The 20,896-nt window shown below is 70.9% G+C and carries 18 protein-coding genes; 6 read left to right on the top strand and 12 right to left on the bottom strand.

Going from position 1 to position 20,896, the window contains the following annotated elements:
* Positions 1-29: 29 nt before the first annotated feature.
* The 5 genes from WME90_RS48205 to WME90_RS48225 form a co-directional block, all read right to left on the bottom strand.
* The gene (locus tag WME90_RS48205) at positions 30-1,445 is read right to left on the bottom strand and encodes a sigma-54-dependent transcriptional regulator (protein ID WP_437278870.1); all 1,416 of its coding nucleotides are present in this window, start codon (positions 1,443-1,445) and stop codon (positions 30-32) included.
* Positions 1,446-1,575: 130 nt separating this feature from the next.
* On the bottom strand, positions 1,576-2,133 hold the full coding sequence (locus WME90_RS48210) for an isochorismatase family protein (RefSeq protein ID WP_437278871.1): 558 nt from the start codon (positions 2,131-2,133) through the stop codon (positions 1,576-1,578).
* A gap of 5 nt (positions 2,134-2,138) precedes the next feature.
* Complete coding sequence (locus WME90_RS48215) at positions 2,139-2,582, bottom strand: hypothetical protein (RefSeq protein ID WP_437278872.1); 444 nt, start codon at positions 2,580-2,582, stop codon at positions 2,139-2,141.
* A gap of 14 nt (positions 2,583-2,596) precedes the next feature.
* Positions 2,597-2,980, bottom strand: coding sequence for a (2Fe-2S) ferredoxin domain-containing protein (locus WME90_RS48220; RefSeq protein WP_437278873.1), 384 nt, complete (start codon positions 2,978-2,980; stop codon positions 2,597-2,599).
* A gap of 894 nt (positions 2,981-3,874) precedes the next feature.
* On the bottom strand, positions 3,875-4,507 hold the full coding sequence (locus tag WME90_RS48225) for a hypothetical protein (protein ID WP_437278874.1): 633 nt from the start codon (positions 4,505-4,507) through the stop codon (positions 3,875-3,877).
* Positions 4,508-4,623: 116 nt separating this feature from the next.
* On the opposite strand from WME90_RS48225, the gene WME90_RS48230 reads away from it, so the two are divergent.
* On the top strand, positions 4,624-5,319 hold the full coding sequence (locus tag WME90_RS48230) for a TetR/AcrR family transcriptional regulator (RefSeq protein ID WP_437278875.1): 696 nt from the start codon (positions 4,624-4,626) through the stop codon (positions 5,317-5,319).
* A gap of 28 nt (positions 5,320-5,347) precedes the next feature.
* Here the strand turns inward: WME90_RS48230 and hisN are convergent, their stop codons facing one another.
* The 3 genes from hisN to WME90_RS48245 all read right to left on the bottom strand — a co-directional run bounded on the left by hisN (position 5,348) and on the right by WME90_RS48245 (position 8,427).
* Positions 5,348-6,145, bottom strand: a complete 798-nt coding sequence (gene hisN, locus WME90_RS48235) for a histidinol-phosphatase (protein ID WP_437278876.1) — start codon at positions 6,143-6,145, stop codon at positions 5,348-5,350.
* 107 nt (positions 6,146-6,252) lie between these two features.
* Positions 6,253-7,251 carry an alpha/beta hydrolase gene (locus tag WME90_RS48240; protein ID WP_437278877.1) on the bottom strand — a complete coding sequence of 333 codons (999 nt, stop codon included), beginning with the start codon at positions 7,249-7,251 and terminating at the stop codon, positions 6,253-6,255.
* 51 nt (positions 7,252-7,302) lie between these two features.
* Positions 7,303-8,427, bottom strand: coding sequence for a hypothetical protein (locus WME90_RS48245; protein WP_437278878.1), 1,125 nt, complete (start codon positions 8,425-8,427; stop codon positions 7,303-7,305).
* Between the two features lie 337 nt (positions 8,428-8,764).
* On the opposite strand from WME90_RS48245, the gene htpG reads away from it, so the two are divergent.
* Together htpG and WME90_RS48255 are read left to right on the top strand one after the other, a co-directional pair.
* Positions 8,765-10,753: a molecular chaperone HtpG gene (gene htpG / locus WME90_RS48250; protein ID WP_437278879.1), complete on the top strand. Its 1,989-nt coding sequence runs from the start codon at positions 8,765-8,767 to the stop codon at positions 10,751-10,753.
* Between the two features lie 52 nt (positions 10,754-10,805).
* The gene (locus WME90_RS48255) at positions 10,806-11,828 is read left to right on the top strand and encodes a hypothetical protein (protein WP_437278880.1); all 1,023 of its coding nucleotides are present in this window, start codon (positions 10,806-10,808) and stop codon (positions 11,826-11,828) included.
* Between the two features lie 70 nt (positions 11,829-11,898).
* Here the strand turns inward: WME90_RS48255 and WME90_RS48260 are convergent, their stop codons facing one another.
* Positions 11,899-12,759 (bottom strand): tetratricopeptide repeat protein, encoded by an 861-nt coding sequence (locus WME90_RS48260; protein ID WP_020742257.1) that lies wholly within the window; start codon positions 12,757-12,759, stop codon positions 11,899-11,901.
* A 184-nt stretch (positions 12,760-12,943) separates the two neighbouring features.
* Between WME90_RS48260 and efp the strand changes: the two genes are divergently transcribed.
* Positions 12,944-13,507, top strand: coding sequence for an elongation factor P (gene efp / locus WME90_RS48265; protein WP_437278881.1), 564 nt, complete (start codon positions 12,944-12,946; stop codon positions 13,505-13,507).
* 38 nt (positions 13,508-13,545) lie between these two features.
* On the opposite strand, the gene WME90_RS48270 is transcribed toward efp, so the two are convergent.
* Positions 13,546-15,498 carry a hypothetical protein gene (locus tag WME90_RS48270; protein WP_437278882.1) on the bottom strand — a complete coding sequence of 651 codons (1,953 nt, stop codon included), beginning with the start codon at positions 15,496-15,498 and terminating at the stop codon, positions 13,546-13,548.
* Positions 15,499-15,641: 143 nt separating this feature from the next.
* Between WME90_RS48270 and WME90_RS48275 the strand changes: the two genes are divergently transcribed.
* A complete protein-coding gene (locus tag WME90_RS48275; protein ID WP_437278883.1) occupies positions 15,642-15,836 on the top strand; it encodes a DUF5522 domain-containing protein in 195 nt (64 codons plus the stop codon).
* A gap of 261 nt (positions 15,837-16,097) precedes the next feature.
* Complete coding sequence (locus WME90_RS48280) at positions 16,098-18,266, top strand: VWA domain-containing protein (RefSeq protein WP_437278884.1); 2,169 nt, start codon at positions 16,098-16,100, stop codon at positions 18,264-18,266.
* Positions 18,267-18,284: 18 nt separating this feature from the next.
* On the opposite strand, the gene WME90_RS48285 is transcribed toward WME90_RS48280, so the two are convergent.
* Positions 18,285-19,475 carry a glycosyltransferase gene (locus tag WME90_RS48285; RefSeq protein WP_437278885.1) on the bottom strand — a complete coding sequence of 397 codons (1,191 nt, stop codon included), beginning with the start codon at positions 19,473-19,475 and terminating at the stop codon, positions 18,285-18,287.
* A 211-nt stretch (positions 19,476-19,686) separates the two neighbouring features.
* Positions 19,687-20,850, bottom strand: a complete 1,164-nt coding sequence (locus WME90_RS48290; protein WP_437278886.1) for an acyl-CoA dehydrogenase family protein — start codon at positions 20,848-20,850, stop codon at positions 19,687-19,689.
* Positions 20,851-20,896: the final 46 nt, after the last annotated feature.

Raw genomic sequence — 20,896 nt, forward strand, 5'->3', positions numbered from 1 at the left:
GCCGCGTCCGCGGGACGGCGCGCGCGGCGTCACTCCAGCTCGCCGAGCTTTCGGTAGATGGTGCGCGTGGAGATGCCGAGCAACTGCGCGGCCACGGATTTGTCCCCGCGGGCGTGGCGGAGCGTCTCGCGGATGAGCCTGCGCTCGACCTCGTCGAGGGGCGTGCCGACCGAGAAGGTGAGCGAGCTCGGCTCGGCGGGGGCGGCCTCGCGGATGAAGTCGGGCAGGTCGTCGACGGAGAGCTGGTCGCCGCGGCAGAGGACCACGGCGCGCTCCATGACGTTCTCGAGCTCGCGGACGTTGCCCGGCCATGTGTAGTCGGTCAGGCGCGCGAGCACGTCGCGCGGCGCCTCCAGGCGGGGGCGGTTGTTCTTCGTGCAGTAGATGCCGAGGAAGTGGTCGACGAGGAGCGGGATGTCCTCGCGGCGGGTCCGGAGCGGGGGCGCCGTGATCGCGATCACGTTGAGCCGGTAGAACAGGTCCTCGCGGAAGCGGCCCGCGGCGACCTCGGCGCGCAGGTCCTTGTTGGTGGCCGCGACGACGCGCACGTCGGCGCGCACCGTGTCGCCGCCGACGGGCTCGTACTCGCCCTCCTGGAGCACGCGGAGGAGCTTCACCTGCACGGCGGGCGAGAGCTCGCCGATCTCGTCGAGGAACAGCGTGCCGCCGGCCGCCTTGGCGAAGCGGCCGTCGCGCTTCGCGAGGGCGCCGGTGAACGCGCCGCGCTCGTGGCCGAAGAGCTCGGCCTCGAGGATGGTCTCCGGGATGGCCGCGCAGTTGACCGCGACGAACGGCCCTCGCGACCGCGCGCTGCGCTCGTGGATGAAGCGCGCGAGCAGCTCCTTGCCGGTGCCGCTCTCGCCCAGCACGAGCACCGTGGCGCTCGATGGCGCCGCCTGGGTCGCGATGTCGAGCACGCGGCGGAGCGTCGGGCTCGATCCGACGATCTCGCGCTTCGTGAGCAGCTTGATCTCCTGCCGGAGCGAGCGGTTCTCGGCCACGAGCGACTGGCGCTCGGCGGCCTTGCGCACGCTCTTGATGATCGTCATCCGCTTGAGCGGCTTCTCCACGAAGTCGTAGGCGCCCTCGCGCATGGCCTGGACCGCTGTCTCGACGGTCCCGTAGGCGGTCATCATCACGACCTCGGTGTCGGGCGCGAGCTGCTTCAGCGCGCGGAGCAGCTCGAGGCCGCTGACCCCCGGCATCATCAGGTCGGTCAGGACGACCTCGACGCGGCGGCTGCGCACGATCTCCAGCGCCGCCTTCGCGCTGTCCGCGGTGATGACGCGCATGCCGTCGCGCTGGAAGATCTTCTCGATGGAGGCGACGTTCGACGGCTCGTCATCGACCACGAGGACCGTCGGCGCGCCGGGCGGCGGCGCAGCGGCGCCAGCGGGCGGCGGCGCGCTCGGGGGGGCTCCGCTTTGTGCCAGATCGTCAGCCATGCGCCACTGTGTCACAGGCGTCGGCGGTGTGTCCAGGAGAGCACGGGTCTGACAAAGTCCGATCCGACGGCTGACAAACTGACACGCCGACCTGGTCCCCGCGCCTTGCCCGGCGAAGACCGTGGGATCGTCAGCGGATGAGCTTCGACAGCTGCTTGAAGTCGTCCGTCCCGGCGACCTTGAGCCAGTCGAAGACGACGGTCTCCGCGGTGGTGATGGTGGCGCCTGCGGCGCGGCAGAGGTCGAGGCCTGCGAGGCGGTGATCGTCGCGGCGGGAGGCGACCCCGTCGAGCGGCACGAGGACCGTGACGCCGCGCGCGGCGAGGTCGCGCACGGTCTGGAAGACGCAGACGTGCGCCTCCACGCCGACGACGACGGCAGCGCGGGGCGCGCGCGACGCGAAGACGCGCTCGAACTCGGGGGCACCGCAGGCGGAGAACTCCATCTTGGGGATCACGGGCGCGCCGGCCTGGGCGAGCCGCTCGGCGATGGGCGCGACGGTCCGGCCGAGGCCCGCGGGGTACTGCTCGGTCGCGATGACCGCCGCGCCGAGCCGCCGCGCCGCCTCGATCAGCACCGTGGCCGCGCGGATCAGCGCGTCCATCTGGGGCGCCGGCATCGCGGCGGCGAGCTTCTCTTGCACGTCGACGACGATGACCGCGGTGTCTGCGGGCTCGATCCTTTGCATGGTGGCTACCTCGTGGCCCGGAAGCTCCTGAGGAACCGGAGCAGATCGCTCCGCAGATCGAAGCGGAGGAGCGCCTCGCCGATCAGGGCGCCGCCGTCGCCGACGAGGACGCCGGGCAGGACGGTCATCGACGTCATGAGATCGCCGGGGCGCACGGTCTTCCGGCCGGCGAACGCGCAGCGGCGGCCGTCGTTGGCGGTGAACTCGAAGGAGTAGGGCAGGGTCCCGGTGCGCGCGACGTCGAGGCCGAGCCGCCCGGAGAGGTAGCGGTGGTCGGCGAAGCCTTCGGCGTCGATCTCGCCCTCGATCTCGACCTCGGGCTTGCGCAGGAAGGCGAGGAGGCCGCGCGAGCGCGCGCGGATCGTGAACGACATGGGCCGCTCGTCCGCGGGGGAGTCGACGAGGTGGAAGCTCCCCGCCATGGTCTCGCAGAACTCGAAGCCGCGCATCACGCCTCCGCCCATCACGCGTTAGGGGGCGCGCCGCGGGGCGGCGCCGGCAGCGGCGGGGCCGCCGTCGCCTCCGTGTAGTCCTCGGGCGGGAGCACGAGCCGCTCGACGCGGCGGCCCGAGGCGAGGGCGTCGACGATCTCCGGGACGTCGGCGGGGGTCACGCGGCCGTAGAAGTAGCCGTCCGGCTCCACGGCGACGACGGGGCCCGCCCAGCAGACGTCGAGGCAGCTCGAGGAGCAGGCGCGCGCCTCGACCTTGGCGAGGCCTCGCTCGGCGAGCGCGGCCTTGAGCTGCGCGTGGATGCCCTCGGCGCCGCGCTGAGCGCAGGAGCCCTTGGGGACGCCGTCCGGGCGGCGGTTGACGCAGACGAAGAGGTAGCGCTTTCGCTGGGGCACGGGGCGGATCCTCGTGCGTCGCGGGGGCCGGGTCAAGCTGGGGCGGGGGAGGGCGGGACGCGCCGGGGGGCGCGCGTCGAGCTTCGCCAGGGGGACGGGCCGGCGGCCGGAAGGGCGCACGGTTGCTGTGCGCGAGGCATTCTTAGGCCCGGTGGCGTACCGTACTCGGAGTTTGTCGACGAACTTGGCGGTTCAGAATTCTTCGGAACCCCATTCGTAAGGTTATTGAGGCTGCGTTTTTACAGGAGGTTACGGTGCCATTTCCGCCCAATGATCCTTGGTTGCGCTCGCTTCTGAAGCGCATGAGCGTGCGTCCAGGTATGTTCCTCGGCGACGAGAATGTGAAGGCGCTCGCGACATTCATTTCGAGGAAATCGCAGCTGGGCTGCGAGGGTTCTAATGGCCACAGATGACTACAGGCTCATTCCAATGGTAGCGAGCCACCTTGGCCTGAGCACGGTCCCAGCGCAGTGGAGAGGAATCGATGCGGTCCTCCCGATCTTGGAGCGCATGCGCAGCGACGGGGCGATCGTCATCATCAAGCTTGATGGTGGTAGAGGTCTGTCCGATGACGGCCCGTATACTGTTCTTGCTTCCGGTGCGCCTCTCAAGGGCGATTTTATTCGCGCGGAGGTGTCATCGATTGAGCATGGTGTCGCGAAGGTGGTGGTGGAGTATGCGAGAAGGTGTTGGAGGTTCGTTGAGCCATCGTAATCTGCTCGGGGGTTGAACGCCGGCAGGCTCCTGCCCCGACGGGGAAGGCGTTCCGGGTCGGTCGGCATCCCCTTCGTGAAGGGCCGCTGCCGCGAGCTGGGTCGTGGCGTCGCTGTGAGGCACGCCTGCGGCGCCGCAGCGGGGCCTACCGGCGCTGTCAGGGCCGGCGTGCTCCTCGCCTCAGGCCCCGGCTTCCGCGGCGCTGCGCGCGCGGTGCCGGCGCAGCGCGAGGTTCACGATCCCGATCGGCGCCACGACGAGCGCTGTCGCGAACCCGAGGACGCCGACCACGAGCCCCGCGAGGCTCGCGAGCGCGAGCCAGAGCACGTCGATCGCCGCCGGGCCGGAACCTGAACCTGATGGCTCATCGACGCGCATCTCCCTGCGCAGCTCGCCGACCTCTCGTTCGAGCAGCTGCTCGAACGGGCGGCCATACAGGCTCTCGCTGCGGCGGCCGCGGAAGAACGCGCGGACCGTCCGGCGCGGGGCCGAGAGCAGCCCCGCGAAGAGGCCGCCCAGGTTGAGCTGCCAGGCCGCGGCGAAGCCCTTGCAGCCGGCGCCGAGCTCCCAGGCCGCGATCTCGAACTCGCCGATCGCGTTCGTGTCGTAGCCCGTCAGCACGTGGTGCAGGTCGTGGTAACGCACGGCCCGCACGCGCGCCCGGGTGTTCGGGAACGGGACGGGGAGCGGACCGAGCTTGAAGTCGACCCACGCGTCGCCGTACCCGCCGTCCGCGCCGAAGCGGTTCACCTCGAAGTAGATCGCCCGCGCCTCCCGCATCGTGAGGCCTTCGTCGTAATGCACCAGCGCCATGGCACCACCCTCGTTCGATGACCTTAGTCACTGACCATGGTCATTCTTCGGGCCCGTTCTGTCAAGGTGATCGCCGCTTGACGCGGGAACATCTGTGGCAACAGATTGCCCGGTCGATGAGCAAGGTCAGTACAGGCTCGACGAAACGCCGGCGGCGACCGGCCGCGCCGGCCGCGCCAGCTGCGCCGGCGCCGGTCATGCCGGCGCCCGAGCGCGGCGGGCGCGCCCAGCAGAAGCTCGACACCCGCCGGCGGATCCGGGACGCCGCGTGGGCGCTGTTCACCGAGCTCGGGTACGACGACACGACGACAAAGGCGGTGGCGGAGCGCGCGGAGGTCGCGACGGGCACGGTGTTCGTGCACGCGCGCGACAAGGCCGACCTGCTCATGATGGTGATGCACGACCGGCTCGCGGCCGCGGTCGACGCGGCGTTCGAGGCGCTGCCGCGCAAGGAGCCGCTGCTCCCTCAGCTGCTCCACGTGTTCCAGCGGCTGTTCGCGATGTACGGCGAGCAGCCGCTCGTGTCGCAGGCGTTCGTGAAGGCCTTCCCCGGCGCGTCGGGCCCGAACGGAGAGCGGCTCAACGCCCTCACGTTCGCGTTCCTGCACCGCATCGCGGGCCTCGTGCGCGACGCCCAGGCGCGCGGCGAGGTCGCGGGCGACATCGAGCCGCTCGCGGCGGCGCACAACGTGTTCGCCCTCTACTTCGCGGCGCTCCTGTCCTGGCTCAGCGGCTTCGTGACGCTCGGCGCGGCGCTGGATCCCGTGCTGAAGAGCTCCCTCGCCCTCCAGCTCCGAGGGCTCCGGGCGTGAGGCGCCCGCGCTCCAACGTCGGCGCGCGTCAGCGCGCGCCCTGCCGGGGATCGCCGGCGCGGAGCGCGGCGAGCACCTCGGCGTGGACGCGCGGGTCGCCGGCTGCCACCACGTCGCCGGCGCTCGCGGCGTCGAGCGGGCGCCCTTCCCAGTCCGTCATCACCCCTCCGGCGCCGGTGATCACCGGGACGAGCGCCGCGAAATCGTGGAGCTTGAGGCCGTACTCGACGACCACATCGATGCTGCCGCTCGCCACGAGCCCATACTGGTAGCAATCCCCGCCGTAGCTCACGAGCTTGGCCCGCGACGCGACCTCCCCGAAGGCGCGGACCTTCGCCGGCGGGAAGTACTGCGGGCCCGTGGTGGAGAGGCGCGCGAGGGGCAGCCCCGCGCAGGCGCGGACGCGCGCGGGCTGGCCGTTCCAGAGCGTCTGCCGGCCCAGGACGCCGAGCCAGCGGTCGCCGATCACGGGCTGGTCGATGATCCCGAGCACCGGCCGCCCCCGGTGCAGCAGGGCGATGAGCGTGCCGAAGAGCGGCTTGCCCGTGATGAACGCCTTCGTCCCGTCGATGGGATCGAGCACCCACACGAGCTCCGCCCCCTCGTTCTCGCGGCCGAGCTCCTCTCCCACGATGCCGTGGCCCGGGGCGCGCGCGGCGAGCAGCTCGCGTATCACCGCCTCGGCCTCGCGGTCAGCCACCGTGACAGGGCTCGCGTCCGCCTTGTCGTCGGCCTCGATGCCCTTGCGGAAATAGCGCCGGATCACGGCGCCGCTCGCGTCCGCCAGCCGCTCTGCCAGCTCGACCAGGTCCTGGGAAGGGGTCATCGTCTCCTCCGTGGGGCCCTCGAGGCGAGCCGCACAGGGCGATCCCCTACGCGCGCCGCCCGCTCACGGCAATCACCTCGCCCCGCGCGCCCGGCGCGAGCCCGCCCTCAGGCAGCGTCGTCCACGCGGGCGCCCGACGACAGGCTCGCTCGGAGATACGCGCCCAGCCTGTCCGTGGCCCGCGCCCCCTCGGGGTGATAATCGGCCAGCACCGGCCCATTGTGGGGCATGTCCCGCAGCACGTCGAGCGTGACGTCGACGCCCGCGTCGCGGGCGCGCCGCGCGAGCTCCTGGCCCTCGTCGTGGAGGCGCTCGGCGTCGCCGACCTGGATGAACAGCGCGGCCAGCCCGTCGAGGCGCGCGTGGAGCGGCGACAGCCGGGGATCGTCGAGGGGGGTCGCGCCCGCGAAATCGCGCGCCTGGCGCAAGAGGCCCTCCCGGGTGCCGTAATCGGTCGAGTCGTTCGCGATCGCCGAGGCGCTGCTCGCGGTGAGGTCGAGCCAGGGGGAGATGAGCGCGGCGCAGCGCGCCTGCGCGCCGCGGTCGCGCAGCGCGAGCTGCGTGACGAGCGCGAGGTTGCCGCCCGCGGAGTCGCCGGCGAGCGCGATCTCCCCCGGCGCATGGCCGCGCTCGACAAGCGCATCGAAGGCGGCGAGCGCGTCGTCGCGCTGCGCGGGATAGCGGTGCTCCGGCGCGAGCCGGTAGTCGATGCCCACGACGCGGACGCCGCTCGCCAGCGCGAGCCGCGCCATGAGGTCCGCGTGGGTCCGCGTGGAGCCGAACAGGTACGAGCCGCCGTGGAGGTAGAGGACGACGCCTCGCGACGCCGCGCCCGGAGGCTCGAACCAGACCGCGGGGACGCCCTTCAAGGTGTCCTCCGTGCGCTTCACGCGCCGAACGGCCTTCCGGGAGTACGGGCGCGCGTCGAGCTCGGCCCTGACCTCCGGGTAGGGCCGGTCGAGCACATGGTTGAAATCGCGGCGAAGAAAGCGGACCACCCACTCGAAGCCGAAGCCCCAGCTCGGGCGCGCGGGGCCCCGGCGGGCGCGCTCGGTCGTGGTCTCCACGAACGCGAGGCCGAACATCTTCATCAGGGAAAGCATCATGCGAGCATCGTAGCGCGCGGCCAGGGCGATATCGCCGCGGCGCCCGGGGCGTCAGCGCTTCTTCCGCGGATCGCCCCGGAGGATGGGATACGCCATCAAGAGGCTCAGCCACACCACCAGGAACTTCGGGTCGGTCAGCGTCTCGAACGGGATCTCGAAGCGCTCGTTCGCGGGCGCGGGCTCGACCTTGCGCTGCTGCGCCTGGGCCACCGCGGGGCTCACGACCTCGGGCAGCCGCCGCCCGTCGCTCACGGCGCCCGTGCCGCCGTTCGCGGGCATCGCCGGCAGCAGGGTGCCCTCGGCGATCGCCCGCTCCTCGGGCGTCCGCTGCGTCTTGAGATCCGGATCGATGATCACCGCCGCCCGCTCGAGCCCCTCGGGGTGCTCGGCGCCGGGAGGCGCCGCGGTCGCGATCCGCGCGTCCTCTTTCTCGGGGCGATCCACCGGGACGAAGCGCGGCGCGATCTCGCCCGGCCTGCGCTCGCGGAGCTCGACCGTCACCTGGGTCGGGATGTACAGGCGCAGCACCTCCTCGATCGGGACCACGGTGTCCTTGGCCGAGGCCGGCGGTCCGCCCGCGACCTCGGGCACCTTCGCGCGCGCCGCGTCGATCGCCGCCTGCTCCGCGGCCATCGCGGCCTTGCAGCTCGGAAGGGACGGGTCGAAGTCGAGGGCGACGGCGCTGGAGCCCCCCCTCTTCCGGTCGGGTTGCGCCGTGCACTCCTCGTTGATGCGCTCCGCGACGGCGTCGTCCTCCCTGTTCAGGAGCGCGAGCGGGATCTCCTTGCGAGCGTCGATGCTGTTCGCGACCTCCGGCCGGGCCACGAAGCGGTACCGGATGCGGAGGGCGAGGGTGCGCTTCCCTGCGGCGTCGACGACGGTCACGGCCTCCTTGACGAAGTTGTCCGTGGTTGCGCCCTGGACCTCGCGCCGGCTCACCATCACCCGGGACCTCCGCAGCCCCGGGAAGACCGAGCGAGTCTGCGCCCGCACGCGCTCGAGGATCTTGAAATCGCTCGTCTCGGGAGAGACGTAGAGATAACCCTCGAACTGGAGCACAGCAGGCGGACGCTTCAGGTCCTCGTTGGCCGCCTTGCCCCGATCGCCGCACCCCGCGAGCGCCAGCACCCCGATTGCCGGGAGGATACGGAGTACTGGACGGAGAAGTGCTACCACAACAGAGCTCCCCGACGGCATGGGTACAACGCCGGTGAATCTAGCTCCGGCGCCCTGTTGAAGAAACCCTTACCCGTCAGAAAAGCCGGAAAGGCATGTGGGGATCGCATACAGCGACCTGAACGTGACGACCCGGCGCGCAGATCCCGACCGAGGCGCACGCGTCGACCCGGGGCCCGGTGAGCCCTCACCTCGCCAGGGGGGCGCTGCGGGGCCCCGAGCAGGCCGTGGAGCGTGAGCGCGGAGCGAGGCGACACACCGCGGCGCGTTCCGGGGAGCGCCCCGCGGCGCGCCGGGGGATTGCCCTTTCGAAAATCGGATCCATTTGGTCGCCGACATGAACACGGACAGCCCGAACCCCGAAACCAGCAGTTCCACGCCCTCTGCCGAGCCTTCGGGTGCGGCTCCGGGCCCGGAGACGCCCGCCTCGACCCCGGCCGACGAGGCCAAGGCCGCCGGCGCGGTCGAGCTCCCCTTCCAGGCCGAGGTGCAGCAGGTCCTCGCGCTGGTCATCAACTCGCTCTACGCGAACCAGGAGGTCTTCCTCCGCGAGCTCATCTCGAACGCCTCGGACGCGCTCGACAAGGCCCGCTTCCTGGCCCTCACGCGCGAAGGCGTCGCCGAACAAGCCGGCGAGCCCGCGATCCTCATCACGCTCGACGACGCCGCCCGGACCCTCACCATCGAGGACAACGGCATCGGGATGACGCGGGACGAGGTGGTGCAGAACCTCGGCACCATCGCCCGCTCGGGGTCGCTGGAGTTCCTGAAGGCCAACGCCGAGGCCGCCAAGCAGAAGAAGGACGGCGGCAAGCTCCAGCTCATCGGTCAGTTCGGCGTCGGTTTCTACGCCGCGTTCATGGTCGCCTCGCGCGTCGACGTGCAGACCCGCTCCATGCTGCCGGGCGCGGAGCCCGTCCTGTGGCGCTCGTCCGGCGCGGGCTCCTTCACCGTGGCCCCCGGCGATCGCGAGCACCCCGGCACGAAGATCGTCCTCCACCTCAAGGAGGACGCGCGCGAGTACACAAAGGCGTGGCGGGTCAAGGAGATCATCCGCAAGTACTCGGACTTCGTTCATTTCCCCATCAAGGTGAACGACGAGGTCGCGAACCGCTCGGCCGTGCTCTGGACGCTGCCCAAGTCGCAGATCACCGAGGAGCAGCACGCGGAGTTCTTCCGGCACGTGACCGGCGGCCACGAGGGGGAGAAGCCGCTGCTCACGGTGCACCTGTCGATCGACGCGCCCGTGCAGTTCCACGCCCTGCTCTACGTGCCCGAGAAGGCGCCGGACGCCAGGTTCCAGAACGAGCTCAAGGGCGTGCGCCTCTACGCGAAGCGCGTCCTCATCGTCGAGGATTGCGACAAGCTGACGCCGATCTACCTGCGCTTCCTGCGCGGCGTCGTCGACTCCGAGGACCTCTCGCTGAACGTCTCGCGCGAGATGCTCCAGGAGAACCGCACGCTCTCCCAGATCGAGCAGCAGATCGTCAAGCAGGTGCTCAAGTCGCTGAAGGACCTCTCCGAGTCGGATCCCGAGCGCTACGCGGCCTTCTGGAAGGAGTTCGGCCGGTTCATCAAGAAAGGCGCCATCGATGACTGGAAGAACAAGGACGCGCTCGTCGAGCTCTGCCGGTTCGAGTCGATGAACACGGAGGCCGGCAAGCTCATCTCGCTCCGGGACTACGTGGCGAAGATGCCGGAGGCGCAGAAGGAGATCTATTACATGACGGGGCTCGGCCGCCAGGCGGTCGAGCAGAGCCCGCACCTCGAGGCGTTCCGGAAGCGCGGCTACGACGTGCTGTTCCTCGTGGATCTGGTCGACGAGTGGTTCGTGAAGGTGCTGAACGAGTTCGACAAACGCCGCCTGAAGAGCGTGACGCACGGCGACGTCGACTTCGGCGCAGAGCCGGAGAAGAAGGACCAGCCGGAGGAGTCGGTGGACGCGGCCGTGGCGGCGGTCAAGGCGGCGCTGGGCGATCAGGTGAAGGACGTGCGCGTCTCGCGGCGCCTCACCGACAGCGCGAGCTGCCTCGTCGCCGCCGAGGGGGACCTCGGGGCGAACATGGAGCGGATCATGAAGCAAATCGACCAGAGCACCGAGGAGTCCAAGCGGATCCTGGAGCTCAACCCGGGCCACCCCGTCGTGAAGAACCTCAACATCCTGGCGGGGCGCGAGCCCGGCTCGGAGCGGGTGAAGCAGTGGTCCGAGCTCCTCCTCGACCAGGCCCTGCTCGTCGAGGGCGTGGTGCAGGAGCCGGCGAAGCTCGTCCGGCGCATCCAGGACCTGCTCGCGCAGGTGAGCTCCGCGGCGGTCAGCCAAACCTGACTTCTTGGCCCGGATCGAGCGGTGGTGGTACGCGCGGGACGAGGTCGTCAGGATGTCCCGATTCGCAACACACGCGCTCGGCCGTCGGGCCTTTCTGCGGGCGCTCGGCGCGGCGGGCGGCGCCCTGGCCGCGCCGGGGCTCTGGGAGCCGGCGCCGGCGTTCGCCAGGGCGGCCTCCAAGGTGAGGGCCGTCGAGACGTCGGACATCGGCGTGACGCTGAAGATCGAGCTGACGCACGCGCCATTTCCCTGCGACGGGGCTCCCTACCAGGACGCCACGGCGATGGTCTTCGTGCCGTCGTATTACCGCGCGCCGGAGAGCAAGGAGCTCGACCTCGTTGTCCACTTCCACGGTCACGTCACGACCGCGGAGCGGGCCATCGCCGCGCACAAGCTCCGCGAGCAGCTGCACGAGAGCAAGCAGAACGCGGTGCTCGTGGTGCCGCAGTGCGCGGTGAACGCGGCGGAGTCGCCCCCGGGCAAGCTCGGGCAGAAGGGCGGCCTCCGGCGGCTGTGCGGCGAGCTCGCGTCGGTGCTCGCGACCTCCTCGGCGCGGCGGGCGCTCGGCGACGCTGCCGTCCCGCGGCAGGCGAGGCTCGGGACGCTCTGCCTGTCGGCTCACTCGGGCGGATACCGCGTCGCGGCCGCGTGCCTCCGCCACGGCGGCTGCGAGGTGAACGAGGTGTACCTGTTCGACGCGCTGTACGGGGAGGTCGACGCGTTCCGCGACTGGGTGCTCGAGCGGAAGGGCAGCTCAGGGCGGGAGAGGCACAAGCTCGTCAGCCACTTCGTCGCCGGCGACGTGCGGCGGCTCAACCTCGAGCTCGCGCGCGCGCTCGAGGCGCAGGGGGTCGCCTGCCTGCACGAGCGGCGCCCGGGTGAGCTCACGCGCAAGCAGCTCCTCGACGGCCGCGCCATCTTCATCCAGGTCCCGCTCGCGCACAGCGCGGTGACCTTCGAGCAGAAAGCGTTCCGTGACTGCCTGTTCGCGTCCGGCCTCCGCCGGCAGCTCCGCTCCAGCTGGTTCGAGAAGAAGGACGAGCCGCGCCAGATCGACGTGTGGCGCCGCCCCTGAGCCCGTCCCACCGGCCGGCGCCGCGCTCGCGCGGGGGGCGCGCGGTGTCGATCAAGCGCGGCGGCGCGCGTCAGTGCCGGAGCGAGACGTCGGCCAGCGCGAGGCGCGCGTCGTTGATGTACGCGCTGTCCGGGAAGCGGCGAATGAACGACCGCAAGGTCGTCTTCGCGTCGTTCCAGGCCTGGATGTCGAGCAGGCACTCGGCGAGGAGGAAGGTCGCGTCGTCCATGACCTCCCGATCGGGCGACGCCTCGGACAGCGTCATGAGCAGCGGAATCGCGTCGCGCTGCCGGTTCAGCCTGCGGTAGGCGCGCGCCAGGTTGAGGCGGGCCGACGGGGTGTGCGACGCCGTCTCCTTCTGCCGGATGGCGTCCTCGAAGGCGACCGCGGCCTCGTGCCAGCGGCCCGTCCGCATGTGATCGAGACCCGTCTGGTACGATTTGATCGAGAGCTCCGAGCGCGCCTTGTCGACCGAGTCCGTGAAGAACGCGAGCTCGGCCCGGGTGAGCGGCGCCTTGCGCAGCGCCTCGAAGCCCTCGATCACCTCCTGTCGCCGCTCGGCGCGGATGAGCTCGTAGAACGCCGCGGCGTCGCTCTCGGCCTTGGCGCGCGCGTCGCTCCGCTGCTGCATCTCCTTGAGATCTGCCTCGTGCTTCGCGATGCGGTCGCGCGCGCCCTTGGTCTCGGCCTGGACGGCGTCCACGCGTGCGTCCCAGGCGAGCTTGACCACGCCGATCACCACGATCACGAAGAGCAGGTTCGCGCTCGCGCTGTTCCAGAAGGCGCGCCGCTCGTACGCCATCTGGCGCTTGGAGATGCTCTTCAGATCCGCCGCGAGGGCGTTCGTGAGGTTGTTCGTCTTGATGATGAGCCCACGGGATTCCACGATCTCACGCTTGATCTCCCTGAGCTCGTCGTCGAAGTCGTGCATTTTCAGGTCCTGAAACCCCGCCCTGTGCAGGAGGCTGTGCTCGTGCTAAGGGGGCCGCGTTCGCGGACCCCCGACCCGTGGAAGGGGCCGCGGACGCGGACCCCCGAGCCGCGCCAGGGGGCCGCGGACGCGGATCCCCGGCCTCGCCGACAGGCCGCCCTTACGCTACCAGGAAGCTCTCCCCATGGACACAAGCGACATCCGAAAAGGCCTCAAGTTTATGGTCGACGGCCAGCCCTACTCGGTCATCGACTTCCAGTTCGTCAAGCCGGGAAAGGGGCAGGCGTTCACCCGCGTCAAGATCCGGAACATGGCGACGGGCGCGGTGCTCGAGCGCACGTACAAATCGGGCGAGAAGCTGGAGCCGGCGGACGTGGAGGAGCGCAGCCTCCAGTACATCTATCCGGAGGGCACCGATTTCGTGTTCATGGACCCGGCGACCGGCGAGCAGCTCACCGTCCCCGGCGACAAGATCGGCGATGATTCCAAGTGGCTGAGCGACGGGATGTCGATCGACGTGACCCTGTTCAACGGGCTGCCGATCGGCGTCAGCATGCCTCCGCACGTGGTGCTCCAGATCGTGAGCAGCGAGCCGGGCGTCAAGGGCGACACGGCGAGCGGCGCCACAAAGCCCGCCACGGTGTCGACGGGCGCGACCGTCAACGTCCCGCTCTTCGTGAAGGAGGGCGAGTGGATCAAGATCGACACGACCGACGGCAAGTACCTGGAGCGCGTCAACAAGGGTTGACCCTCGGCTGACCCCCGGGGCTCACGGGCCGGCGGGGGTCACTTCGCCTCGAAGATCACGGCGGCCGCGCCGACGACGCACGCGACGCGTGCGCCCCCGTTGGCCGGCGCGCACGCCGTCGCCTGCGCGAGATCGCCGCCCGTCCAGAGGCGCGGGGCGCCGCCCGCGCTCGCCACGAGGAGCCCGCCGCCGGCGGGGACCGCCAGCGTGGCGCCGTCCGGCGATCGCGCCGCGCCCTGCGGCGCGGGCGTGGTCAGCGGGAACGACAGCGCGGACGCGGCCGGCGCGGCGGCCCGCAGGTCGATCGAGATCAGCGCGGCGCCGAGGGCGATGTCGAAGCCGCCCTCGGACGCGGCGAGCGGGACGAAGGGCAGGCGCTCGGTCCCGGCGCAGCGCTCGGGCGCGGCCGCGCCGGGCCGGGCGCGGGGCCCCTGGCCGCGGAGCAGCGGGAGGGGGACTTCCATCTCGCCGACGGCATCGGGCGAGCTGCGGAAGAGCGCGAGCAACGTGGGCGCGTCGCAGCGCCGCTCGACGGCGACGAGCTCCGCGGGCCCTGCGTGGACGGCGGCGGGCCAGGGAGGGACGTCCGTCGCGGACTCGGTGGAGGTCGCCGTGTCGACGCGGACGACGCCCTGCGCGGTCCGGACGAGCAGGGCGCCGCTCGCCTCGAACGCGAGCGAGCCGAAGGCGCCGGCCCTGCTCGGCTGCGGGGCAGCGGCGGTGCGGTACACGGCGGTGGCGGTCGCCGGCGGCGCGAGCTTCGCGAGGAGCTTGGCCTCGTCCTTTGTCCGAGCCTCGGCGCCGCCGCGGTCGAGCGCCGCGATGGCCGCGATCGGCGCGCCTCGCGTGGACGCCGCGACCGCCTCGGCGTGATCGATGGCGGCGGCGAGCCCCAGCTCGCCGCAGCGCACCGGGCCAGCGCCCGTCCAGACGAGGGCCTCGCCGGCGCGCGTGGCGTCGCGGCCGGTGGTCGCTCCGGCGCCGCTTTCGGCGTCGGCGCAGAGGGCGGCGTGGAACCGGCGCAGCCGCGCGGCGGAGGCGGCCACGGACGGCGCGGTGGACTTGCCGCGCGCGTCCCGGAGCAGGGAGGCGGCGAGGGCGCGCAGCGTCTCGCCGGGCTGCGCCGCGTCGCGCGAGAGGCCCGCGGGGCGATCCAGGAAGACGAGCGGGGCGCGGACCTCGGAGGCGGCGCCGGCGGGGGCCGGGAACGGGCGCAGGGCGCCTTCGATTCCGACCGAGACGATGAGGTCGTCGCGGCCGTCCGCGTCGCGGTCGGCGATCTCGAGGGAGGCGGAGAGCGCTTCCTCCGCGGGCGGCGTGCGGAGGCGGAGCTCCAGGGCGAGCTCCGGCGGCGCGTCCGCGCCCGCGGCGGACCCGGGGAGGCGGATCACGGCGATCCAGCGCGTGGCGCCCGCGCCGGCGCCGCCGCGCTGCGCGCGGCCGCATTGCGGGGCGAAATCGAAGGTGAGCGCGGAGGGGCCGATCTGGCTGAGGCCGACGCGCGGGGTGCACCCCTGCGCGTCGAGATCGCCCGGGAGCGCGGCGAGCGTGCGCAGCGCCTGCGGCCGCGCGGCGGGCGCGAGCAGGAGCTCGCCGCGCAGCCCATCGGGCGACCGGGCCCAGGCGACGAGATCGCGCGCGCCGTCCCCGTCGACGTCGAGGAGGAGCCCGGTCTCGAACGTGCGCCCGGTCGGCGCGGCGACCACGGCGCTGCCCTCGAGGGGCCATCGCTTGCCGCCTTCCGGCGCCGGGACGCCCGGCACGACGGCGAACCGGGGCACGGCGGCGTCCGGAGCGCCGGCGTCGGCCTCGGGACCGGCGCCCGCCGCGCCAGGGCCGACGCCGCTCAGCGGGGGTGGGGAGCCGGAGGGCGTCGCCGAGCCGAGCGTGTAGGGCGTGTAAGGCCTGGAGCTCGGGCAGCCATCGCAGCCGGTCGCAGCGAGGAGCGGGAGCAGGGCGCGGAGGAGCTTCGAGCAGGATCGATCGAGCATCGCGGGCGGACCCGCCGGCGCAGCGGTGGGCGGCGCAGGCGTAGCACGGGTGGCGGGCGGGCGTCGTGGCGCCGGCGCGCCGTGCGACGTTGGCGCGCCGGATGGCGCGCGGGCACCTTTCGGAGTAGCTTGATCGAGGGTAGATGCGCGGGCCGAAGCCTCCCAAGGCCGTCGAAGGCGAAGACTATTACCTCGAGGGAGGCCGGGTTGTTTTTACAGAGGCGTATCACCTGAAGCGGGGATACTGCTGCAACTCCAAGTGCCGCCACTGCCCTTACCGCGAGAAGGCGCCGGCAGAAGCGGTCACCGTCCTGGTGCCGCGCCTGAAGCTCCCCTGACGTCCGGCGCGGCGCTCGACCACCGGCGGCGGCTCGAGGCGAGCGGCGCCGTGCAGCGTGCCGTTGTGCAGCGTGCCGCTGTGACGGTATCGAAGCCGCGGCTGCGCAGGTGCGCGTGCCGCCGCTCTGCGGTGACCTCTGCGCGGCAATCCGTCTGCGGTTGATGACGGGCGGAGAGCCACGGCGCGTGATGGAATGTCGGTTGATCCGGCTTGCGCAAAGCGTCTAGGATTTCGCACCCACATTCGCGCAGGAGCTCCTATGCGTCGCAGTCTTCACCCTCTGCTCTGCTGCCTGTTGCTCTCCGTGCCGATCGGCTGCAACGCCACGTCGGAGAACAGACCGCCGCCGCCCGTGGAGGACCCGGAGCCGCCGGTCTCGGACACGGATCGCGATGGGATCAACGACGCGGATGAGGGGCGCGACGAGGGGGTCGACACCGATCTCGACGGTCTGCTGGATTTCGAGGACACCGACTCTGACGGCGACGGGCTGCCCGACAAGGTCGAGGGCGCTGCCCTCCCGGGGCAATCGGGGCCGCCCGACAGCGACGGCGACGGGGTGCCCGACTACCGCGACAAGGACTCTGACGACAACGGGCGATCGGACAAGGAAGACGGCGACGGCGACCGCGACGGTGATGGAACGCCAGATTATGCGGACCGCGACGACGACGGCGACGGCCTCCCGGATGTGACCGAGCTGGGCTCGGACCCGCTCGATCCGGTGAACACCGACGGCGACGCGTGGCCTGATTTTCGCGACAAGGACTCCGATAACGACGGTATCCTGGATCGGTTCGAGAGAGAGCTCGACGCCGACGGCGACGGGATCCCGGCGTTTCGCGATCTCGACTCGGACAATGACTGTCGGCCCGATTCCGTCGAGCGCGGCGATGGCCCGCCCGAGAAGCCGCCCATCAACAGCGACGCGGACGGCGGCAGCGATTATCTCGACCTGGACAGCGACAACGACGGTCTGCTCGACCGGCTGGAGGACGTCAACTGCGACGGCGTGCTCGACCCGGGCGAGTCCAGCACCGCGAGCGCCGACACGGACGATGACGGCGTGAACGACCTGATCGAGGTGGCCGCCGGCACGAACCCGAACGACGACCTCGACAACCCGCGGGCCAGCGGGGACTTCGTGTTCATCGTGCCTTATCAGGGCGGCCCGGATCCGGCGCAGGACACGCTGGATTTCTCGACCGACATCTCGCAGGCCGACGTGGTGTTCGCGATGGATACCACCGGTTCCATGAACGGCGAGATCGGTATCATGCGGGAATCGCTCCAAGAGATGATCGATCAGCTCGCCGAGGAGATCCCGAGCATCGGCATCGGGGTCACTCATTACAAGGATTTCCCGACCAACCCGTACGGGGCCTCGGCGGATCAGCCGTTCTACCTGGCTCACCGGGTGATGAGCGTCCTCACGCCGGAGGGGCGCGCATCGGTGCAAAAGGCGGTGGACAGCCTCACGGCGGCTGGCGGCAACGATGGACCGGAGAGCGGCTGGGAGGCGCTTCATCAGATCGCCACCGGGGTGGGCACGCGCGCGGGCCGCGCCAACGTGCCGATGTTCAATCCGCTGAGCGCCCTGCCGGGCATGATCCCGGCGGGTGAGGAGGTCGGGCCCCTCGGCGGCGTGGGCTTCCGTACCGGCTCCCTGCCCATCGTGGTGATGATCACCGACGTGCCGAGCCACAACGGGACGCTCCCACAGTACAACTACTCTGGGATCGAGTCGCCGAAACACTCTCAGGCGCTGCGTGAGGTGACCGGACTGGGAGGCCGCCTCATCGGCATGGTGACGACGATCTCCGACTCGGCTGAGGCGCAGGCCGACCTCACGGCCGGCGCGCTGGCGACCGGATCGGTGGTCCCGCCGGCGGCGTGGGGACCCGCGGGCATGCGCCCGCCGCAGTGCGCGATCGAGCAGTGCTGCACCGGCGAGAACGGGAGCGGCGTGACGGTGGCGAACGGCAAGTGCCCGCTCGTGTTCCAGGTCTCCGGCACCGGCGCCGGCCTGAACCTGGCTGTCGTGCAGGCGATCAAGGTGCTCACGACCTACGTCACGCTCGACATCTCGGCAACCGCGGCGGACGACGAGACCGACGAGGTCGACGCGGTGAGCGCGTTCATCGACAAGATCATGGCGAACAACAGCGCCCCTGAGCCCTGCACCGCCGGGCTCAAGGTCATCGACAAGAACCTCGACAGCGTCGCGGACACCTATACCAACGTATTCCCGGGGCCCACGGTCTGCTTCGACGTGATCCCCAAGAACAACGTCTCGGTGCCTCCGACGACGGAGCCGCAGGTGTTCACGGCGAACATCGTCGTCACCGGCGACAGCGTGACCACGCTCAGCACCCGAAAGATCTTCTTCCTCGTCCCACCGGAGATCCCGGAGCCCCCCATCGATTGATTGACGCGCCTCTCCCCGCTACCTGGCCGGCGATCGCACGGAGGAAGGCTCGTCCGCCGCCACCAGCGCCGTCCCGGCCCCGATGTAGAACGCGTTGCCCCGCCAGGCGACCCGCCGGCTCGAATACGCGTTCAGCCAGCAGAAGAACCAGCACAGCGTCCGGAGCGGCTCCGCCGCCACAAGCGCCAGGTTGGAGCACGCCGGGCGCAGCGTCCTCAGGGCCAGGAAGGTCCCCAGGCTCTGCAGCACCCAGGCGAACAGCCAGACCTCCAGCGCGAGGCCCGTCGGGTTGAGCAGCAACGTGAGCCACGCGATGAGCAGCGGCGAGTTGAACGGCTCCACCGCGAAGCAGCGTGGAACGAGCGCGCGCCGCATCTTCGCCCAGCGGGTGTGCCGGTCCAGCATGCGCGTGAGCGAGCAGCTCGTATTGCGGTTCTCGATCGGATCCAGGCAGAGATCGACGACGAACCCGCACGCGCTGAAGCGCTGTCCGAGCATGTCGTCCTCGGCCAGCACGTGGGCCACACACTCGAACCCTCCCACCCGCTCGAGATCGATCCGCCGCATCGCCATCGATTTGCCCACGCTGATCGAGCGCCCCGCGAGCTCGGAGGCGGCGACGACCCCGGGCGCGATGAACGCCCCGAGCTGCGCGTTCTCGACCACCGCGCCGAGCGTTCGCTCCCCCGTGCCAACGACCACGCTCGAGACGAGCCCCACGCCGGGCCGCATCAAGATCGACAGCAGCGAGCGGAGGTAATCCGGACGGACGCACACGTTTGCGTCCGAGATGACGAGGACGCTGCCCTCCGATCTGCGCGTGAGCTCGAGGAGCTGCGCCACCTTCGGGTTCAACGCCGCGCTCGGGTCCGTCAGGCAGAGCCGCGCCTTCACCTCGGGGTGCGCCGCGATGAAGGCCTGGATCACCGGCACCGCCGGGTCTTCCCGCGAGGCGACGCCGAAGACGATCTCGTAATTGGGGTAATCGAGCCGGGCGAAGGATGCGAGGTTGCTGGCGAGCTCGTCGTCGACGCCCGCGACCGGCTTAAGGATGCTGACGAAGGGGGTCGACCCGGACGGCCGCGGCGTGTCGCGCGGCGCTCCCAGCCGGTGCCGCGCGATCCTCCAGAGGAAGGAGGATTGGATCGTCGCGTAGATGGTGGATGACAGCGCCGTCGGCGCGACCGTCGCCAGATCTCCCCAATCCATGGATGGCCATGCTGATCGAAGCGCGTGGCGTCTCGGTGGCCGGACCGCAAACCCAGCGCTGACTTTTCGCGACCGCGGCGTGACAGGATCCACCGCTCGCGACACACGGTGATCGCCGGTACGAACTCGGCCTTTCCTGAAGGGTCCGTCTTCGACACACGCACGCACGCGCGCCGATCCCAGGCGAGCGCTGCGGTGCGACCGGACAGCGTCAGCTGATACGGCCGATCAGCTCGCGGGTGATGTTCTTCTGGTGCGACTCGAGCGTGCCGCCGCCGATCTCGAGCAGCTTGGCGTCGCGGAAGAACCGCTCCACCTTGTACTCTGTGCAGTACCCCCAGCCGCCGAGCACCTGCATGGCGTTGTCGGCCACCTCCTTGCCCACCGGCGCGGCGAAGAGCTTCGCCGCGTCCGTCCCGAGGCGGTTCCTCCGATCGGGGCTGACGCTGCGCGCCACCGTGTAGATGAGGGCGCGCGCCGCCTCGGTCTTGGCGTAGCTCTCCGCGATATAGCGCTGGATCTGCCCGTGCTCGGCGATGGGCTTGCCGAAGCTCCGCCGCTCTCCGGCGTACTGGATCATGATCTCCAGACAGCGGTCCGCGATTCCAAGGCTCATGGCCGCGAGCGTGAGGCGCTCCAGCTCGAGGTTCCTCATCATGTTGCGGATGCCGCCCCCCTCCTGGCCCAGGACGTTCCGGGCGGGCACGACGCAGTCGTCGAAGAGGAGCTCGCTCATCGTGCTTCCCCGCATTCCCATCTTCGGGGTCTTCTCGTCGGTCGAGAACCCGGGGAACCCTCGCTCCACCACGAAGGTCGTGACCCGGCCCTCGATCGTCGCATAGACGAGGAAGATCTCGGCCTCCGGGGCGTTCGTGATGAGCGCCTTGCGCCCTTTCAGGATGTACCGATCCCCGTCGCGCCGGGCGAACGTCTTCATGCCGAGCACGTCTGTCCCGCTCGTCGGCTCGGTCATGCCCATGGCGCCGATCCACTCGCCGGAGAGCACCTTCGGCAGGTACCGCGCCCGCTGCTCGTCGTTGCCGGCGTGGAAGAAGTTGTTCACGAACAGCATCGCGTGGGCGAGATAGGCCAGCGTGAACCCGGGGTCGCTCTTCGCGAGCTCGTGGTGGACGATCACCGCGGCGACCGCGTCCATGCCCGCGCCCCCGTACTCCGAGGGCACGGTCACGCCGAGCAGCCCGAGCTCGCCGAGCCGCCGCATCAGGGGAACGTTCAGGGTGGCGTTCCGGTCATGCTCGTCGGCCTGCGGCTCGACGACCTCACGGGCGAAATCCCGCACCATCTGCCGCAGCATCCGGTGCTCTTCCGTCGGGTTTTCCAGATCGCTTTCCATTGCGGAGGATGACGCGCTCATCACGGCCCAACCTAGCACGTGGGACCGCGCGTCAGCGATGGCGTGG

This window comes from Sorangium sp. So ce375 (genome assembly GCF_051473855.1).
Lineage (GTDB): Bacteria > Myxococcota_A > Polyangia > Polyangiales > Polyangiaceae > Sorangium.

What these genes read in the sequence shown, in the direction of transcription:
- WME90_RS48285 (WP_437278885.1), bottom strand. Translation starts at nt 19,475, where the DNA reads ATGGATTGGGGAGATCTGGCGACGGTCGCGCCGACGGCGCTGTCATCC.
- WME90_RS48255 (WP_437278880.1), top strand. Translation starts at nt 10,806, where the DNA reads ATGTCCCGATTCGCAACACACGCGCTCGGCCGTCGGGCCTTTCTGCGG.
- efp (WP_437278881.1), top strand. Translation starts at nt 12,944, where the DNA reads ATGGACACAAGCGACATCCGAAAAGGCCTCAAGTTTATGGTCGACGGC.
- hisN (WP_437278876.1), bottom strand. Translation starts at nt 6,145, where the DNA reads ATGACCCCTTCCCAGGACCTGGTCGAGCTGGCAGAGCGGCTGGCGGAC.
- WME90_RS48230 (WP_437278875.1), top strand. Translation starts at nt 4,624, where the DNA reads ATGAGCAAGGTCAGTACAGGCTCGACGAAACGCCGGCGGCGACCGGCC.
- htpG (WP_437278879.1), top strand. Translation starts at nt 8,765, where the DNA reads ATGAACACGGACAGCCCGAACCCCGAAACCAGCAGTTCCACGCCCTCT.
- WME90_RS48280 (WP_437278884.1), top strand. Translation starts at nt 16,098, where the DNA reads ATGCGTCGCAGTCTTCACCCTCTGCTCTGCTGCCTGTTGCTCTCCGTG.
- WME90_RS48225 (WP_437278874.1), bottom strand. Translation starts at nt 4,507, where the DNA reads ATGGCGCTGGTGCATTACGACGAAGGCCTCACGATGCGGGAGGCGCGG.
- WME90_RS48210 (WP_437278871.1), bottom strand. Translation starts at nt 2,133, where the DNA reads ATGCAAAGGATCGAGCCCGCAGACACCGCGGTCATCGTCGTCGACGTG.
- WME90_RS48290 (WP_437278886.1), bottom strand. Translation starts at nt 20,850, where the DNA reads ATGAGCGCGTCATCCTCCGCAATGGAAAGCGATCTGGAAAACCCGACG.
- WME90_RS48215 (WP_437278872.1), bottom strand. Translation starts at nt 2,582, where the DNA reads ATGCGCGGCTTCGAGTTCTGCGAGACCATGGCGGGGAGCTTCCACCTC.
- WME90_RS48260 (WP_020742257.1), bottom strand. Translation starts at nt 12,759, where the DNA reads ATGCACGACTTCGACGACGAGCTCAGGGAGATCAAGCGTGAGATCGTG.
- WME90_RS48205 (WP_437278870.1), bottom strand. Translation starts at nt 1,445, where the DNA reads ATGGCTGACGATCTGGCACAAAGCGGAGCCCCCCCGAGCGCGCCGCCG.
- WME90_RS48275 (WP_437278883.1), top strand. Translation starts at nt 15,642, where the DNA reads ATGCGCGGGCCGAAGCCTCCCAAGGCCGTCGAAGGCGAAGACTATTAC.
- WME90_RS48240 (WP_437278877.1), bottom strand. Translation starts at nt 7,251, where the DNA reads ATGATGCTTTCCCTGATGAAGATGTTCGGCCTCGCGTTCGTGGAGACC.
- WME90_RS48270 (WP_437278882.1), bottom strand. Translation starts at nt 15,498, where the DNA reads ATGCTCGATCGATCCTGCTCGAAGCTCCTCCGCGCCCTGCTCCCGCTC.